Source organism: Pantoea sp. PA1, from assembly GCF_056856975.1.
The window spans coordinates 2,157,238-2,173,669 of sequence record NZ_JBXGEE010000001.1 but is presented as its reverse complement, the minus strand read 5'-3'; the positions used below and the strand labels follow the sequence as shown (position 1 = coordinate 2,173,669).

Here is a 16,432-nt window from a genome sequence, read left to right as displayed (position 1 = left end):
CCCTGTCATCATCAGACTTTTCGCACGGGGAGGCGGGCTAAGGCAGGCAATATGCTGAAAAATATAATCATTTATTTTCTGGCACGGAACTTGCTATAATCCTGCAGCTGCTCATTCACCTGTTTATGATTGCCCCGCCTGGCGGAAAAGAGCTCATAAAGCCCGAATGACGCACCAAACGGAGCCTGCCGTCCAACTGACCGATAATCGCTTGCGTTATCAAACACCGGACGTAACGTTGAGTAAGGCTCCACCCATTTTTACACGAGGCATTGCGCGTCGTGTCCACGGCAGGCCACTGAGCCTGCCGTTTTCTTTTCTTCCCCTTTCTTCCGTCAGCAGAGTCCGCTAGCATCCTGTCAGCACTCTTTTAAGGAAGCGGCCGCGTGAAAAAATGGCGTTTATTTCCCCGTTCTCTGCGTCAGCTGGTGCTGATGGCTTTCGTGCTGGTGTTGCTGCCTTTACTGGTGCTGGCCTGGCAGGCGTGGGAAAGTCTCTCTGCGCTAAGCGAGCAGGCCGCTGACACCAACCGCAATACGTTTACCGATGTTCGCCGCAGTGAGGCGATGGCGCGCACGGCGGTGGAGCTGGAGCGAAGCTATCGTCAGTATTGCGTGCTGGACGATGCCTCACTGGCCCGCCTCTATCAGACCCAGCACACCCGCTACAGTCAGATGCTGAGTTCGCACAGCGCCAGCCTGCCGGAACTGCCCGTCTTTCAGACGCTGCAGGCCACCCTGCCGCTGCTGACGCCACTGAAATGTGACAATGGCAATCCGGTGCCGGTTGCCGCAGAGGCGCTGGATCGCTTTTCAGCCACCAACGCGCAGATGGTGCAGGACACGCGTGAAGTGGTGTTTGCGCGCGGCTTACAGCTGCAGCGCGAAATTGCCGATCGCGGCCAGTTTTTCGGCTGGCAGGCGCTGATTCTGTTTATCATCAGCCTCGCGCTGATGACGCTGTTCACCGGCATGATTATCGGACCGGTCAAGCGTATCGAGCGGATGATCAACCGGCTGGGGGAAGGGCGGGAGCTGGGGAATAGCGTGAAGTTTCGTGGCCCGCGCGAGCTGCGGTCGCTGGGACAGCGCATCGTCTGGCTGAGCGAACGGCTGGCCTGGCTGGAAACGCAGCGCCATGAATTTCTGCGCCATATCTCTCACGAACTGAAAACGCCGCTGGCCAGCCTGCGCGAAGGCACGGAACTGCTGGCGGATGAGGTGGCTGGCTCGCTGAATGCCGATCAGAAAGAGGTGGTCGCTATCCTCGACGGCAGCAGTCGCCATCTGCAGCGCCTGATTGAACAGCTGCTTGATTACAACCGCAAACTGGCCGATGGCCCGATTCGGCTGGAGCCGGTCAGCGTAGTGGATGCGGTCGGGTCGGTGGTGAACGCGCATGCACTCTCGGCCCATGCCAGAATGATGCAGACGGTAGTCGACCTCAAAGTCAGCCACTGTCTTGCTGAACCCACGCTTCTGGTGCGGGTCATCGATAACCTCTACTCGAACGCCGTGAACTACGGCAGCGAATCCGGTACCATCTGGCTGCGCAGTCAGCAGCAGGGGGATCGGATCTGGATTGATGTCGCCAACAGCGGCACGCCGATCCCGCCGGAGGAGCAGGCCATGATTTTTGAGCCGTTCTATCAGGGCAGCCAGCAGCGTAAAGGGCCGGTCAAGGGCAGCGGGCTGGGTCTGAGCATTGCCAAAGATTGCCTGCGCCGGATGCAGGGCGACCTGACGCTGGTTGCCTGTGAACAGGCGGATGTCTGTTTTCGAATTGAACTGAACACCACAGCCGGGAACGTCTGACTGATGAAATATTTACCCGCTTTGCTGCTGAGCACGCTGGCGACGCTGCTGCTCAGCGGATGCACCACCGCACCGGCCACCTCTTCACTGCCGTCTGGTCATCAGGTGGCGGAACCGGAAGTAACGGTCGCTGACTACCTGGCGACCCGCTGTAACGATCTGTGGCCGATAGAGAAGAGCGCGGCGCTGAGCAATCCCCTCTACTGGATGCGGGCGATTGACTGCGCGGAACGCCTCTCTCCCGCCGAAGCGAGAGCCGAAGCCCACCGCTGGCCGGCAGAGAGCTGGTCGCGCGCGTTCAAGCAGGGCGTGCTGATGGCCAATGGCAACGTGACCCCCGTAGAGCGCCGTGACTATGTGGCAACCCTGGATCGCTACAACAGTGATTTTCCGCCGTCCGTGCGCCCGCTGATTCAGCTGTGGCGCAGTAACCAGACCGCGCAGCTTGACCTGAGCGAAGCGCGCACCCGCTATGCGCATCTGCAACAGAGCAGCGACCTTCAGCAGGAGACGCTCCGCCAGCAGATGGTTAAACAGCAGCAGCAGCTCAGCGATACCCAGCATAAGCTGGAGCGGCTGACGGACATTGAGCGTCAGCTCTCCTCGCGCAAAGCCCCGGATGTCTCTGAAAACGGCCATGGCACCGCGCTGCCACAGGATGAGGAGCAATAATGGTCAGACAAGCGGCAAAACTGCTGCTGGTGGATGACGATCCCAGCCTGCTGAAGCTGCTGGGCATGCGTCTGAGCAGCGAAGGCTATCAGGTCACCACCGCAGCCAGTGGACCAGAGGCGCTGCGCCTGCTGCAGAAAGAGAAGATTGAGCTGGTGATCAGCGATCTGCGTATGGATGAGATGGATGGCCTGGCGCTGTTTGGCGAGATTCAGAAACGCCATACCGGTCTGCCGGTGATTATCCTGACCGCACATGGATCGATTCCGGATGCGGTTTCCGCTACGCAGCAGGGAGTATTCAGCTTCCTGACCAAGCCGGTCGATCGCGATGCGCTCTATAAAGCGATTGATGAGGCGCTGGCTCAGCAGGCGCCGGTCAGTGATGACCGCTGGCGGGAGGCGATTGTGACCCGCAGCCCGCTGATGTTAAGGCTGCTGGAGCAGGCCCATATGGTGGCGCAGTCGGACGTCAGCGTGCTGATTAACGGACAGAGCGGCACCGGTAAAGAGATGCTGGCGCAGGCGATCCACGCCGCCAGCCCGCGCAACGGCAAGCCGTTTGTCGCCATTAACTGCGGCGCGCTGCCGGAGCAGCTGCTGGAGTCAGAGCTGTTCGGTCACGCCAAAGGTGCCTTCACCGGCGCGGTCAGCGCCCGCGAAGGACTGTTCAAAACCGCGGGCGGCGGCACGCTTTTCCTGGATGAGATTGGAGACATGCCGCAACCCTTGCAGGTCAAGCTGCTGCGGGTGTTGCAGGAGCGCAAGGTCAGGCCGCTGGGCAGCGATCACGACAGCGAGATCGACGTGCGCATTATCTCCGCCACCCACCGCGATCTGCCGAAGGCGATGGAGAAAAAGGAGTTTCGTGAGGATCTCTTCTATCGTCTCAATGTGGTGAACCTGAAAATTCCGGCGCTGCATGAGCGCACCGAAGATATTCCGCTGCTGGCTAATCATCTGCTGCGTCAGGCTGCGGAACGCCATAAACCGCAGGTGCGCAGTTTTTCAGTCGATGCGATGAAGCGTCTGATGGCCGCCAGCTGGCCTGGCAACGTGCGTCAGCTGGTTAACGTGATTGAGCAGTGCGTGGCGCTGAGCTCATCGCCGGTCATCAGCGATGCGCTGGTGGAGCAGGCGTTAAGCGGTGAAAACAGTGCGCTGCCCACCTTTGCCGAGGCGCGTAATCAGTTTGAGCTGAACTATCTGCGTAAGCTGCTGCAGATGACGAAGGGCAACGTGACCAACGCCGCGCGACTGGCTGGACGCAACCGCACGGAGTTCTATAAGCTGCTTTCCCGTCATGAGCTGGATGCCAGTGATTTCAAAGAGTAGGGCAGGCTGAGACGGGCGAGCGGCAGGTTGCCTGCTGAGGCCGGGATCGTGGCCGGGCACGCTCCCGGCGCTGACAGCGCTTGCGGCAACCTGAAGAATCCCGGATATTAGCGCCCGACAGCGCCAGCAACATTTATACTTGATAAACCCTCTGACCATGGAGGGAGTGAAAAAGGGTCTGACATGAAAAAGATTGATGCGATTATCAAACCATTCAAGCTCGATGATGTTCGTGAAGCCTTAGCGGAAGTGGGCATCACCGGGATGACCGTGAGTGAGGTTAAAGGCTTTGGTCGCCAGAAAGGGCACACCGAGCTGTATCGCGGCGCAGAGTATATGGTCGACTTTTTGCCGAAAGTGAAGATCGAGATGGTGGTGGGCGACGATATCGTTGATACCTGCGTCGAGACCATTATGCGCACGGCGCAGACCGGCAAAATCGGTGACGGTAAAATCTTTGTCTTTGACGTTGCGCGCGTTGTGCGAATCCGTACCGGCGAAGAGGATGAAGAGGCAATCTGATGTCCTCCTGCGCCTTGCGTCTATCCGCTGCTGCCAGCATTACCCTGCATCGTTCAACAGATTAAGCCCGCGCTGCGGGCTTTTTCACGCTCATTACATGCCTTTATGCGGGCCAAACATTTCGTAATGAATGCGTGTGTCTGCCACGCCGGCATCCCGCAGCTGCGCCACCACGTGCTCCATAAAAGCCAGCGGACCGCAGAGATAGAAGTGGGTAGCGGGTGAGGCCAGCCGTGCAGAGAGGGCGTTGAGATCCATCACGCCCTGAGCATCATAGTGCCTGGCATCCTCAGCTGCGGGCTCACGATACCAGACCCGGTGGGTGAAATCGGCCAGCTGTGCGCCTGTCGCGGCCACTTCATTGCGGAACGCATGCTGTCTGCCGTTCTCTGCCGCGTGCAGCCAGCTGACCGGCGCGCGATGATGACCGGCGGCCAGCGCATGCAGCATCGCCAGCATCGGCGTCTGACCCACGCCCGCGGAGATCAGCGCCACCGGCGTAGCAGGGGTGACTTCAAGGAAGAAATCCCCGTGCGGCGCAGTCAGCTGCAGCACATCACCTTCGCAGGCATGGTGATGCAGCCAGCCGGAGACGCTGCCCGCGGCTTCACGTTTCACCGCGATACGGTAATCTCTGCCGTTGCTGAGGTGAGTAAGCGAATACTGACGGATCTGACGATGGTCGAAAGAGGCGGGCTGCAGATGAACGGTCAGATACTGACCCGGTTTAAAGGCCGCTACCGGCCCCCCGCCAACCGGCGTCAGGGTAAAGCTTTTGATCACCTCACTCTGCTGTTCAATCACGCTGATGCGAAACGCACGGGTGCCGCGCCAGCCACCGCGCTGGTTCTCTGTCGCCTGATAAATCTCCTCCTCACGCTGGATGAACAGATCTGCCAGCACGCCATAGGCCCGTCCCCACGCGGCCAGCGCCTCTTCACCCGGATTCAGCAGCTCGCGCAGCGTTGCCAGCAGATTCTCCCCGACGATAGCGTACTGCGCAGGCTGAATATTCAGGCTGGTGTGCTTCTGCGCAATCTTCTCTACGGCGGGCAGCAGCACGGCCAGATTCTCCAGATTCGCGCCATAGGCGCAGATAGCGTTAAACAGGGCTTCGCGCTGAGCACCGTTGCGCTGATTGTTCATGTTGAAAACGTTTTTCAGCTCAGGGTGGCGGGTCAGCATGCGTTCGTAAAAGTGCGCGGTCAGCTTCGGACCGCAGGCGGCGACGGCAGGGAGGGTCGATTTAACAGCGGCGATTGTCTGTGCATCAAGCATATCAGTGACCTCATCTTTAAAGTTGCATTTTAAATGCATCTTAATACCGTCTCGCTTCTGCTGTAAACCCGCCGGTCAGTTTTCACCGGCTGCCGGTGGCAACTTTTCCGTGCATCCGGAAAAAAGCGCCTGTTATCAGACGCGGAATCGGCGGGCCGGAGAGGGGAGAAAAGGTGTAAAAAAGCAGTGCCACCCGTCAGCCAATCGTTTGCGTAAAAAGAGGCGGTTCACCCTACCTTCACCTGTTAAAACGGTTTACACTGTTGGCCTTCGCTCCCAGAGGGAGCAAATACCGTCAGAAAGTTAGCTGAGTCAGGAGATCCGGATGTTAAAGCGTGATATGAACATTGCCGATTATGATGCCGAGTTGTGGCAGGCGATGGAGCAGGAGAAAGTGCGTCAGGAAGAGCACATTGAACTGATTGCTTCTGAAAACTACACCAGCCCGCGTGTTATGCAGGCGCAGGGTTCTCAGCTCACCAACAAATACGCTGAAGGCTATCCGGGTAAACGCTACTACGGCGGTTGTGAATACGTTGATATCGTTGAGCAGCTGGCGATCGATCGCGCAAAAGCGCTGTTTGGTGCCGACTACGCTAACGTGCAGCCTCACTCCGGTTCACAGGCAAACTTCGCCGTCTACACCGCGCTGCTGCAGCCGGGCGACACCATCCTTGGGATGAACCTGGCGCACGGTGGACACCTGACTCACGGCTCACCGGTTAACCTCTCCGGCAAACTCTATAACGTGGTTGCTTACGGCATCGATGAAACCGGTAAAATCGACTATGACGAGCTGGCTGAACTGGCGCAGACCCACAAGCCAAAAATGATCGTGGGCGGCTTCTCTGCCTACTCCGGCGTCTGCGACTGGGCAAAAATGCGTGAAATCGCCGACAGCGTCGGTGCCTGGCTGTTCGTCGACATGGCGCACGTTGCCGGTCTGGTCGCGGCTGAGGTCTATCCGAGCCCGGTTCCGCATGCGCACATCGTCACCTCCACCACCCACAAAACCCTGGCGGGTCCGCGTGGCGGCATCATTCTGGCAAAGAACGGCGACGAAGATTTCTACAAAAAGCTCAACTCTGCGGTCTTCCCGGGCGGTCAGGGTGGTCCTCTGATGCACGTTATCGCCGGTAAAGCGGTAGCCTTCAAAGAGGCGATGGAGCCGGAGTTCAAAACCTACCAGCAGCAGGTGGCAAAAAACGCCAAAGCGATGGTAGAGGTGCTGATTGAGCGCGGTTACGACATCGTCTCTGGCGGAACCCATAACCATCTGTTCCTGATCGATCTGGTGAGCAAAAACATGACCGGTAAAGAAGCGGATGCCGCACTGGGCCGTGCCAACATCACCGTCAACAAAAACAGCGTGCCAAACGATCCGAAGAGCCCGTTTGTCACCTCGGGTATCCGTATCGGTACCCCGGCCGTCACGCGTCGTGGCTTTAAAGAAGCAGACGTGCGTGAACTGGCTGGCTGGATCGCGGACGTGCTGGACAACGTCAACGACGAAGCGACTATTGAGCGCACGAAGCAGAAAGTACTGGAAATCTGCGGTCGTCTGCCGGTCTACGCTTAATCGCTAACCTGTTGTAAGACACCACAAAAAGGATGGCATCTGCCATCCTTTTTTATTGCCTGTTCGGTGGCGCTCTGCCAGAGTAGCGCCCACCTGTGCTGCAAGGCAGCAAACCTGCTGGAGGGAATATGGCAATCGGCTCCGCCAGATGGCTCGGACTGGGCTACTTCACTTACTTCTTCTGTTACGGCATCTACCTGCCATTCTGGGGCGTGTGGCTGAAAGGCACCGGTCTGGATGCAGAAAAAATCGGCCTGCTGCTGGGCTGTGGCATGGTGGCGCGCTTTGTCGGCAGCCTGCTTATCGCGTCTCAGGTCAGAAATCCTGCCCGGCTGATTACGGCGCTGCGGCTGCTGGCCCTGATGACCTGCCTGTTCATCATCGGATTCTGGGTGGGTGAGCAGTGGATGTGGCTGATGGCGGTGATGATTGGCTTCAACCTCTTTTTCTCCCCGCTGGTGCCGCTCAGCGATGCGCTGGCCGCCACCTGGACACGGCAGATTGGTCTGGCTTATGGACCGGTGCGACTGTGGGGATCGCTGGCCTTTGTGCTCAGCTCAGCGTTAACCGGTGTGCTGGTCAGCGCCTGGACCTCCCAGGCGATTCTGCTGCTGCTGTCGCTGGGCGCGGTCAGTATGCTGGCCGGCATGATGCTCACCCCCGTCACGCAGCCACAGGGCGATGAGCGTCAGGGCGCCGCAGGTGGAGGCTGGCAGGCGTGGCGGGCGCTGCTGCGTGAGAACGCCGTCTGGCGGTTCATGCTCTGCGTGACGCTGCTGCAGGGGGCGCACGCCGCCTATTACGGCTTCAGTGCTATCTGGTGGCAGGAGAGCGGCTACTCCGCCTCGACGGTGGGCTATCTCTGGTCGCTGGGCGTGGTGGCGGAAGTCGTGGTCTTTGCCCTGAGCAACCGCCTGTTCCGTCGCTGGAGCGCCCGGGATCTGCTGCTGCTTTCAGGTATCTGCGCGCTAATCCGCTGGAGCCTGATGGGAGCCACCACCGCACTGCCGCTGCTGATTGTGGCGCAGATCCTCCACTGTGGCAGCTTCACCGTCTGTCATCTGGCGGCGATGCGCTTTATTGCGGCGCGGCAGGGAGCCGAAGTGATCCGGCTGCAGTCGCTCTACTCCGCCCTGGCAATGGGCGGCGGGATAGCGGTAATGACCATGATCTGTGGCGTGCTATTTACCCATCTGCAGGGCCACCTTTTCTGGGTCATGGCGCTGGTGGCGCTGCCCGCACTGTTCCTTCGTCCCGGCTACGACTCCAGTAAGTAACGAATACGCTGCTGATGGTGTAACGTCAGCGGCAGTTCGGCGTGCACCAGCGGCGGCGAGAAGAGAGGCAGCGAAGTAGGGTAGGGCGAGATGATGATATCGACATCACGCGGTGCGCCCTCCTGCTGAAACTGTCTGATATCCTGATAGGTAATATTGATCGGCAGCAGCGTGATCTCGCGGATCTGCTGCTCCACATCCTGCTCCAGCTGCGTATCATCCCCCGTCAGAATCAGCACCTGCTTCTCCTGCAACGCACTCTCCTGCATCAGCCAGGCACCGAAGATAATGGTCATTAAACTCACTTCTTCCGGCGTAAAAGCGACACTGTAGTGCTGTTCAAACGGCTGTAAGGCCTGCTGGGTGGTGCGCAGCAGACGGGGATAGAGGCGGCTGACATCCAGCGCGACGCTGTTGTCGATACCGATCTGGAAGTGGGTGCGCTCCAGCGCTTGGGCCAGATGCGGGTAGAGCTGGTTCAGCAATCCGTCGCGGTCAGCAAAGGTAACACCGGCGCACTGTTCGAAGTCATTGATCAACTGCTGCGTCGCCGTCATTAACTGCTGCTCGGCAGGATGATGAATGGCATGGGTCAGCGGCGTATGGATCTGGCTGAAGAGCAGCGTCCAGAAATCCGCTTCGCTGATCGGCGGGGCCAGGTGGCAGCGTTTGCGCCAGTGGTGGATAACATCCTCGGCGGCCTGCCGCTCTGCCTTATGCAGCAGCCAGTGACGCTGCGCCTCACTGAACAGCACCGGCTGGCGCTCGCATAAGCCATATTTCATAAAAATCTGCAGAAAAAGGCGGTCACGCTCGCTGAAATCCCGCTTCAGGCGCAGGCCACAGTGCTGGATCAGTGCCTGCAGATTGGTCTCATCCCACAGCGCTTTCTCAATCTTCATCACCTTCAGGCGCTGGCGCAGCGGGGCGGCAAAATGCGCGCAGACAAACTCCTGCGACAGACGCAGACTGCGCCGCAGGTTGTGCAGCAGACAGAGTCGCCGATTCAGCTCTGTGCCATGAAGACGAAAACTGCCGTCCACCATCTGGTGCAATTCCAGCTGGTGATATCGCTGTATCTCATGACCGACATCCGCGATATCCTGTCGGGCAACGGCAGGATCGACGCCATTAAGCTGGCAGACTTTCTCAAGTGTGAGCGCGGATGATGGCAGAAACAGCAGCAATAAAAGGTGGCACTGACGCTGTGAACGGGTGAAGAGTGGTGCCAAAGGGGTAGCAGAACTCATCAATCAGATTTCCAGCAGGCTATTTTGAGCTAAGAATAGTCAACCGCGTCAGCGCCTGTGCGCTTTGCGCGGTTTATTTGCCGGAGGTTTAAGGCGGGTCACAAAATTTTGTTACTTATAGATTCTTTTCATCGGGAACGTTACTTTATAACATTATGAAACGCGCACTTTTAACCTTACTGATGGCACTAAGTCCGGCTGTCGTGGCTCACCCTCACAGTTTCATCGACATGAAAACCGCGCTGGTGGCACAGGGTGATACCTTTACCGGTTTAAAGATGACCTGGACCATGGATGAAATCACCTCCGCCGATCTGCTTTATGATGCAGGCGACGCCAGACCGGGCAGCGTAGTGTGGAAAAAGCTGGCGGCGGGCGTGATGGCGAACGTTCTTGGCCAGCACTACTTTTCTGAAGTCTGGCATAACAAACAGCGGGTAAAGTTTTTGAATCTGCCAACGGAATACAATCTGTCACGCAATGGCCACAAGGCGGTGCTCGAATTTATTCTGCCGCTGGCGGAGCCGCCGACGCTGACCGGACAGCACTTTGAGATCCTGACCTTCGATCCCACCTACTTCGTCGATATGTTCTATGACAATCCCGGCGCCTTAACACTGCCGCCTGCACTGCAGGGGCGCTGCCGCTTTACCCTGACGACACCGAAACCCAATGATTCGCTGAAGCAGTATGCGCTGTCGCTGGATAAAGCCGATGCCCCCGCAGAGGAGATGGATCTGGGCCGCCAGTTTGCTCAGACGGTGGGGCTGACATGTCAGTAATGTCCACACCGGGACGGGGATCGCGGCTCTGGCCACTCTGGCTGATGGCGGCGCTGCTGCTGAGCGGCGGACTGCTGGTCTGGATCTACTGGTCACAGATTCTGCTGCAGAGCGTCTTGTGGCAGAAAGATCTGCACCGGCAGATGACGCAGCTGTTGCAGCAGGTGGCTGAGCAACCCCACCAGGCCGGTCTGTCGCTGGTGATTTTCAGCCTGCTGTATGGCGTGCTGCATGCGCTGGGGCCGGGCCACGGAAAAGTGGTGATCGCCACCTTTCTGGCGACCCATCCTGCCAGAGTGAAAACCAGTATCAGGCTGACGCTGCTCGCCTCACTGTTGCAGGGCTCGGTGGCTATCGGGCTGGTGACGGTGATGCTGGTCATACTGCAAACCTCGTCGCGCCAGCTGCACCTCAGCAGTTTCTGGCTGGAGAAGGGCAGCTATCTGCTGGTGATCGGTCTGGGTGTGCTGATGGGCTATCGGGCGCTGCGTGCCCTGTGGCGGGCTTTGCGTCCCCGGCCTGCGCCACTGTTTCGCGCCTTCCAGCCCCATCATCAGCATGATGCGCAGTGTGGATGCGGACATGCGCACCTGCCGACACCGCAGCAGATGCAGGGAAGTGTCAGCCTGAAGACTCAGCTGCTGGTCGTGGTGTCGATGGGATTACGCCCCTGTTCCGGCGCGATCATGATGCTGCTGTTTGCCAAAGTGATCGGCGTGTATGGCTGGGGCGTGCTCTCGGCTGCGGTGATGGCGCTCGGCACGGCCCTCACCATTTCCGCCATAGGCGTGCTGGTTCAGCAGGCGCGCTCGGTGGCGCAACGGCTGGCGCAGCCCCGCGAAACGGCGGGCAGGGCGCGGCTGCTTATCCCGCTGCTGACCCTGACCGGCAGTCTGATTTTAATCGTCGCGGGTCTCGCCCTGTGGCAATCAGCCCAGCTGACGCTGGGCGGTGGTATCCGCCCTTTCTGAATTAAAAACGCAGCGGGAATAAAATAGCCGCTGCGTTCTTCTCTTCGCTAATCCGCTTTAAATTCACATCTTTATTATTTTCTCACGCCGCTTTAGTGGAGAAGTGACTATTTCCTGTCTACGCTGTTAATACCAAATCGGCACGTCGCCGTCGGGATGATAAAAGATCAAAGCAGCTTTCTTTTTTGTGAGGAGTATATTTCATGGCTGATACCCGTATTAATAATGGTTATACCGAAACGCTGGCGACCGGGCCCGCAGGATTACCGTTAAAGCGTATTTCCTGGAGCGCCGTATTTGCCGGTGTTATCTGCGCGCTTATCGTTCATATCATTCTGACGCTGCTGGGAACGGCGATCGGTGCTACCACCATTGATCCGATGAAAGAACAGAATCCTCTGGATGGCCTTGGTACGGGCGCACTGGTCTGGACGGCGATTGAGATGCTGGTTGCCATTGCGGCGGGTAGCTATGTGGCAGGACGCCTGGCGCAGCGCGAAGGCGCCATGCACGGTTTACTGATGTTTGGCCTTAGCACAATTTTCACTATTTACCTGGCGGTTACGCTGGCTTCCAGTGTATTAGGCGGCGCGATGAATATTGTAGGCTCCGGCTTCCAGGCGCTGGGTAACGGTATTTCCGCAGCGGCACCTTCGGTAACGCAAATGGCAAAAGAGAAGCTGCAGGAAAATAATATTAATCTGGATAACCTGCAGAGCGAACTGGAAACCACGCTGCGTCAGACCGGTAAGCCGGAATTACAGCCAGAGAATTTAAAACAGGATGCGAATAACGAAGCGCAGAATGCAGAGAATCAGGCGAACAATACCGCAAACCATCCGCAGACGGCCGATACCGATCTGGCTAACTGGTTAAAAGGTGTGATGGACCGTCATTCCGATACGCTGCAGGCGGCTGACCGTGATGCGCTGAAAAATATTATCAAGGCGCGTACCGGTAAAAGCGATGAGGAAGTGGATCAGATCGTTGCCAAAACCGAGCAGAGCTATCAGCAGGCCGTTCAGAAGTATCAGGAACTGAAACAGCAGGCTGAGCAGAAAGCGCGTGAAGCCGGCGAAAAAGCGGCCGCTGCCACTGCAAAAGCGAGCTGGTATGCCCTGATTCTGCTGATCATCGAAGCCGTGCTGGCGGGTGTGATGGGTATGGTGGGTCGTCGCACTCAGCCTCGTCAGGTGCTGGCGCACGAACGTCGCTAATCCCCTGTAACAGGCAATAAAAAAGGCGGCTGAGAAGCCGCCTTTTTTCTGTCTGAGACTTAGCGCTTTAACGCTTCGCTCAGCTCATCACGCATGGAGGAGAGCATCGCTTTCACCACGCGCGGGTTACCGGCAACGATATTACCGGAGTGCATATAGCCATGGTTACCGGTGAAGTCTGTCACCAGACCACCCGCTTCACGAACCAGCAGTTCACCCGCAGCAAAGTCCCACGGTTTCAGGCCGATTTCAAAGTAACCGTCCACGCGACCGGCGGCCACGTAGGCCAGATCCAGCGCAGCTGAACCGGTGCGGCGGAAATCGGCGCACTGCGTAAAGAGTTTGGTCAGGATGTTCATGTAAGCCGGTGCATGCTGCTTCATCTTGAACGGGAAGCCGGTTGCCAGCACGGTGCCATCCAGATCGCGGGCAATGCTGCCGCGCAGACGATAGCCGTTCAGCTGGGCGCCCTGACCGCGTGAAGAGGTGAAGAGCTCATTGCGCATCGGATCGTAAACGACCGCGACTTCAGTGCGGCCTTTGATGCGCACAGCGATAGAGACAGCGAAGTGGGGCAGACGTTTGATGAAGTTTGAGGTGCCATCCAGCGGATCGATAACCCATTGAACGTCCTGATCTTCGCCCGCCAGCTCACCGCTTTCTTCGGTGATGATGGTGTGTTTCGGGTAAGATTTACGAATGATTTCGATAATCAGGCGTTCTGCTTCACGGTCAACATTGGTTACGAAGTCGTTGCTGCCTTTCTGGCTGGCTTCGACGGCGTCCGGGGTTTCATAATATTTGGCAATTAAATTTCCGGCCTTGCGCGCTGCGCGCACGGCAATGTTGAGCATTGGATGCATCGGTATCTCTCGCTGGATGTTAAAGAACGGGGAAAACGGCGCGGAGTATAGCAGTGTGTTCGGTAAATGTCCTGCTTTATGTTAGGATTCTCCCCACTGATTTTACTGACCCGTTTCTGAGTATCCCTAATCATGCTGCAAAATATTCGTATTGTTCTGGTTGAGACCTCTCACACCGGTAACATGGGCTCCGTTGCGCGCGCCATGAAAACCATGGGCTTAACCAACCTCTATCTGGTGAATCCGCTGGTCAAGCCCGACTCACAGGCCATCTCACTCGCGGCGGGTGCCAGCGACGTTATCGGCGACGCGAAAATCGTCGACTCGCTGGATGAGGCGATCGCCGGCTGCAGCCTGGTCGTGGGCACCAGCGCCCGGTCCCGCTCACTGCCATGGCCAATGCTGGATGCGCGTGAGTGCGGCGTGAAAAGTGTGGAAGAGGGCCAGCAGGCACCGGTCGCGCTGGTCTTTGGGCGTGAGCGCGTCGGCCTGACCAACGAAGAGTTGCAGAAGTGTCACTATCACGTCGCGATTCAGGCGAATCCGGAGTACAGCTCGCTGAACCTGGCGATGGCGGTGCAGATTATCGCCTATGAAGTGCGCATGGCATGGTTACAGTCGCAGGAGCAGGCCAGCCCGCCACCGAAGTATGAAGAATCGCCTTATCCGCTGGTCGACGACCTGGAGCGCTTCTATCAGCATATGGAACAGATGATGCTGAACAGCGGCTTTATCCGTGAAGCCAATCCGGGTCAGGTGATGAGCAAACTGCGCCGTCTTTATACCCGCGCGCGTCCGGAACGCGATGAACTCAACATTCTGCGCGGCATGCTTTCCTCCTTTGAAAAGCCAAAAAGCGATAAAAAATAAGCGGTTAATAGTTGACTGAATTACCAGGTTAAATAGTTGAGTGTTTTACCAGGTTAAATAGTTGACCAATTTACTCGGGAATGTCAGACTTCAGAGCATCTGTTGCTAATCCTCCGATAACCGGACGCTATTGAGGTCGTATGCTATGAGACTGACATCCAAAGGACGTTATGCCGTTACCGCAATGCTGGACGTTGCCCTTCACTCCCATGAAGGCCCGGTCCCGCTGGCTGATATTTCAGAGCGTCAGGGCATTTCGCTCTCCTATCTGGAGCAGTTATTCTCGCGGCTGCGTAAAAACGATCTGGTCTCCAGCGTCCGGGGACCGGGCGGCGGTTATCTGCTGGGCAAAGCGTCCAATACCATCTCTGTCGGTGAAGTGATCACCGCCGTGGATGAGTCTGTTGATGCAACGAAGTGCCAGGGGAAAGAGGGTTGCCAGGGCGGCGAACGTTGCCTGACCCACGTACTGTGGCGCGACCTGAGCGTGCGCATCAGTGACTTCCTGAATAACATCACGCTGGCTGAGCTGGTGAACAATCAGGAGATCCTGGATGTCGCCGACCGGCAGAATGCGATTGATAATCGCCGCTTCCAGAGCCCGCGTACTCAGGAAATCAACATCAATCAGCGCGCCTCGTAATCCCCCCTGTTGCGGCCCTTACTGCTAACGCGGTCAGGGCCGAATCTGCTATAAAGACGTATGATTTTTTATACGGAGCTGTAGCGCAATGAAATTACCGATTTACCTGGATTACGCCGCCACCACGCCGGCCGATCCGCGTGTGGCCAGCAAAATGATGCAGTTTCTGACGCTGGATGGCACGTTCGGTAACCCGGCCTCGCGATCGCACCGTTTTGGCTGGCAGTCTGAAGAAGCGGTCGATGTTGCGCGTAATCAGATCGCCGAACTGGTCAATGCCGATCCGCGTGAAATCGTCTTTACCTCAGGCGCCACCGAATCTGACAACCTCGCGATCAAAGGCGCGGCCCACGCTCATCAGGCGCGCGGCAAACATATCATCACCAGCCGGACCGAACACAAAGCGGTACTCGACAGCTGTCAGCAGCTGGAACGTGAAGGCTTTGAGGTCACCTGGCTTACGCCAGGCACTGACGGCATTATCTCCCCTGACCAGCTGCGGGCGGCGCTGCGCGACGACACCATTCTGGTCACCCTGATGCACGTCAATAATGAAACCGGCGTGGTTCAGGATATCGCCGCCTTTGGTGAACTCTGTCGCGAACGTGAGATTCTGTTTCATGTGGATGCGACCCAGAGCGTCGGCAAGCTGCCTGTCGATCTCGGCGTGCTGCCGGTGGATCTGATGTCCTTTTCTGCTCACAAACTCTATGGCCCGAAAGGCATCGGCGCGCTCTATGTGCGGCGGAAACCGCGCGTGCAGATCGCCGCCCAGATCCACGGAGGCGGGCACGAGCGCGGTATGCGATCCGGCACCCTGCCGGTTCATCAGATTGTCGGGATGGGGGAAGCCTTTCGCATCGCAGCTGAAGAGCGCGAAACCGAGATGGCGCGTCTGCAGGCGCTGCGTGAGCGTCTGTGGCAGGGCATCAGCGCACTGCCGGACGTGACCCTTAACGGCCATCCTCAGCAGAGCGCACCGAATATTCTCAACGTCAGTTTCGCTGACGTTGAGGGTGAATCATTGATCATGGCGCTGAAAGATCTGGCGCTCTCTTCCGGCTCGGCCTGTACCTCCGCCAGCCTGGAGCCTTCCTATGTTCTGCGGGCGCTGGGGCTGAGTGAAGAGCTGGCGCACAGTTCGCTGCGCTTTTCGCTGGGACGCTTCACCACCGATGAAGAGATCGACTATGCCATCGCGCTGGTGCAGAAATCCGTGACGCGTCTGCGGGCATTAATGAAATCCTGACACCCGGTCAGAATCCGGAAACGGCACCTGTCATTGCACTTCGCTGGCATCACCCGACGGAATCTGTTATCAGGTCTGTCTGCGGATTGCATTTAACATCTTATTAAAGCC

At 57.8% G+C, this 16,432-nt stretch carries 15 protein-coding genes; 12 read left to right on the top strand and 3 right to left on the bottom strand.

Features of this window, described 5'->3' with window-relative positions; all coding sequences use genetic code 11:
- Positions 1-386 precede the first annotated feature (386 nt).
- The 4 genes from AC1V0D_RS10400 (at position 387) to glnB (ending at position 4,342) form a co-directional block, all read left to right on the top strand.
- On the top strand, positions 387-1,814 hold the full coding sequence (locus AC1V0D_RS10400) for a sensor histidine kinase (RefSeq protein WP_009088686.1): 1,428 nt from the start codon (positions 387-389) through the stop codon (positions 1,812-1,814).
- A 3-nt stretch (positions 1,815-1,817) separates the two neighbouring features.
- Positions 1,818-2,486, top strand: coding sequence for a two-component system QseEF-associated lipoprotein QseG (gene qseG, locus AC1V0D_RS10395; RefSeq protein WP_009088688.1), 669 nt, complete (start codon positions 1,818-1,820; stop codon positions 2,484-2,486).
- The gene (glrR, locus tag AC1V0D_RS10390) at positions 2,486-3,820 is read left to right on the top strand and encodes a two-component system response regulator GlrR (protein WP_009088690.1); all 1,335 of its coding nucleotides are present in this window, start codon (positions 2,486-2,488) and stop codon (positions 3,818-3,820) included. Before qseG ends, glrR begins: the two co-directional genes overlap by 1 nt.
- A gap of 183 nt (positions 3,821-4,003) precedes the next feature.
- Positions 4,004-4,342 (top strand): nitrogen regulatory protein P-II, encoded by a 339-nt coding sequence (gene glnB, locus AC1V0D_RS10385; protein ID WP_003848647.1) that lies wholly within the window; start codon positions 4,004-4,006, stop codon positions 4,340-4,342.
- Between the two features lie 93 nt (positions 4,343-4,435).
- On the opposite strand, the gene hmpA is transcribed toward glnB, so the two are convergent.
- Entirely contained in the window at positions 4,436-5,620 is a 1,185-nt protein-coding gene (gene hmpA / locus AC1V0D_RS10380) for an NO-inducible flavohemoprotein (RefSeq protein WP_482907367.1), read from the bottom strand.
- 325 nt (positions 5,621-5,945) lie between these two features.
- On the opposite strand from hmpA, the gene glyA reads away from it, so the two are divergent.
- Together glyA and AC1V0D_RS10370 are read left to right on the top strand one after the other, a co-directional pair.
- Positions 5,946-7,199 (top strand): serine hydroxymethyltransferase, encoded by a 1,254-nt coding sequence (glyA, locus tag AC1V0D_RS10375; RefSeq protein ID WP_009088694.1) that lies wholly within the window; start codon positions 5,946-5,948, stop codon positions 7,197-7,199.
- Between the two features lie 128 nt (positions 7,200-7,327).
- Positions 7,328-8,476 carry a 3-phenylpropionate MFS transporter gene (locus AC1V0D_RS10370; RefSeq protein WP_058957396.1) on the top strand — a complete coding sequence of 383 codons (1,149 nt, stop codon included), beginning with the start codon at positions 7,328-7,330 and terminating at the stop codon, positions 8,474-8,476.
- Here AC1V0D_RS10370 and csiE read toward each other — a convergent pair.
- Positions 8,458-9,726, bottom strand: coding sequence for a stationary phase inducible protein CsiE (gene csiE, locus AC1V0D_RS10365; RefSeq protein WP_111208322.1), 1,269 nt, complete (start codon positions 9,724-9,726; stop codon positions 8,458-8,460). The two genes, AC1V0D_RS10370 and csiE, sit on opposite strands and share 19 nt — an antisense overlap.
- Before the next feature lie 155 nt (positions 9,727-9,881).
- Here csiE and AC1V0D_RS10360 point away from each other — a divergent pair, with 155 nt between their 5' ends.
- The 3 genes from AC1V0D_RS10360 to AC1V0D_RS10350 all read left to right on the top strand — a co-directional run bounded on the left by AC1V0D_RS10360 (position 9,882) and on the right by AC1V0D_RS10350 (position 12,696).
- Positions 9,882-10,508 carry a DUF1007 family protein gene (locus AC1V0D_RS10360; RefSeq protein ID WP_009088701.1) on the top strand — a complete coding sequence of 209 codons (627 nt, stop codon included), beginning with the start codon at positions 9,882-9,884 and terminating at the stop codon, positions 10,506-10,508.
- Positions 10,499-11,479, top strand: coding sequence for a nickel/cobalt transporter (locus AC1V0D_RS10355; RefSeq protein ID WP_154927492.1), 981 nt, complete (start codon positions 10,499-10,501; stop codon positions 11,477-11,479). The genes AC1V0D_RS10360 and AC1V0D_RS10355 overlap by 10 nt, the downstream gene beginning before the upstream one ends.
- Before the next feature lie 203 nt (positions 11,480-11,682).
- Positions 11,683-12,696, top strand: coding sequence for a TIGR04086 family membrane protein (locus tag AC1V0D_RS10350; protein ID WP_046102373.1), 1,014 nt, complete (start codon positions 11,683-11,685; stop codon positions 12,694-12,696).
- Positions 12,697-12,755: 59 nt separating this feature from the next.
- On the opposite strand, the gene suhB is transcribed toward AC1V0D_RS10350, so the two are convergent.
- Complete coding sequence (suhB, locus tag AC1V0D_RS10345) at positions 12,756-13,559, bottom strand: inositol-1-monophosphatase (RefSeq protein WP_009088706.1); 804 nt, start codon at positions 13,557-13,559, stop codon at positions 12,756-12,758.
- A gap of 132 nt (positions 13,560-13,691) precedes the next feature.
- Between suhB and trmJ the strand changes: the two genes are divergently transcribed.
- The 3 genes from trmJ to AC1V0D_RS10330 all read left to right on the top strand — a co-directional run bounded on the left by trmJ (position 13,692) and on the right by AC1V0D_RS10330 (position 16,321).
- Positions 13,692-14,429, top strand: a complete 738-nt coding sequence (gene trmJ / locus AC1V0D_RS10340; RefSeq protein ID WP_046102371.1) for a tRNA (cytosine(32)/uridine(32)-2'-O)-methyltransferase TrmJ — start codon at positions 13,692-13,694, stop codon at positions 14,427-14,429.
- Between the two features lie 145 nt (positions 14,430-14,574).
- Complete coding sequence (gene iscR, locus AC1V0D_RS10335; protein WP_009088710.1) at positions 14,575-15,072, top strand: Fe-S cluster assembly transcriptional regulator IscR; 498 nt, start codon at positions 14,575-14,577, stop codon at positions 15,070-15,072.
- An 88-nt stretch (positions 15,073-15,160) separates the two neighbouring features.
- Entirely contained in the window at positions 15,161-16,321 is a 1,161-nt protein-coding gene (locus AC1V0D_RS10330; protein ID WP_482907366.1) for an IscS subfamily cysteine desulfurase, read from the top strand.
- The last annotated feature ends 111 nt before the right edge of the window (positions 16,322-16,432 follow it).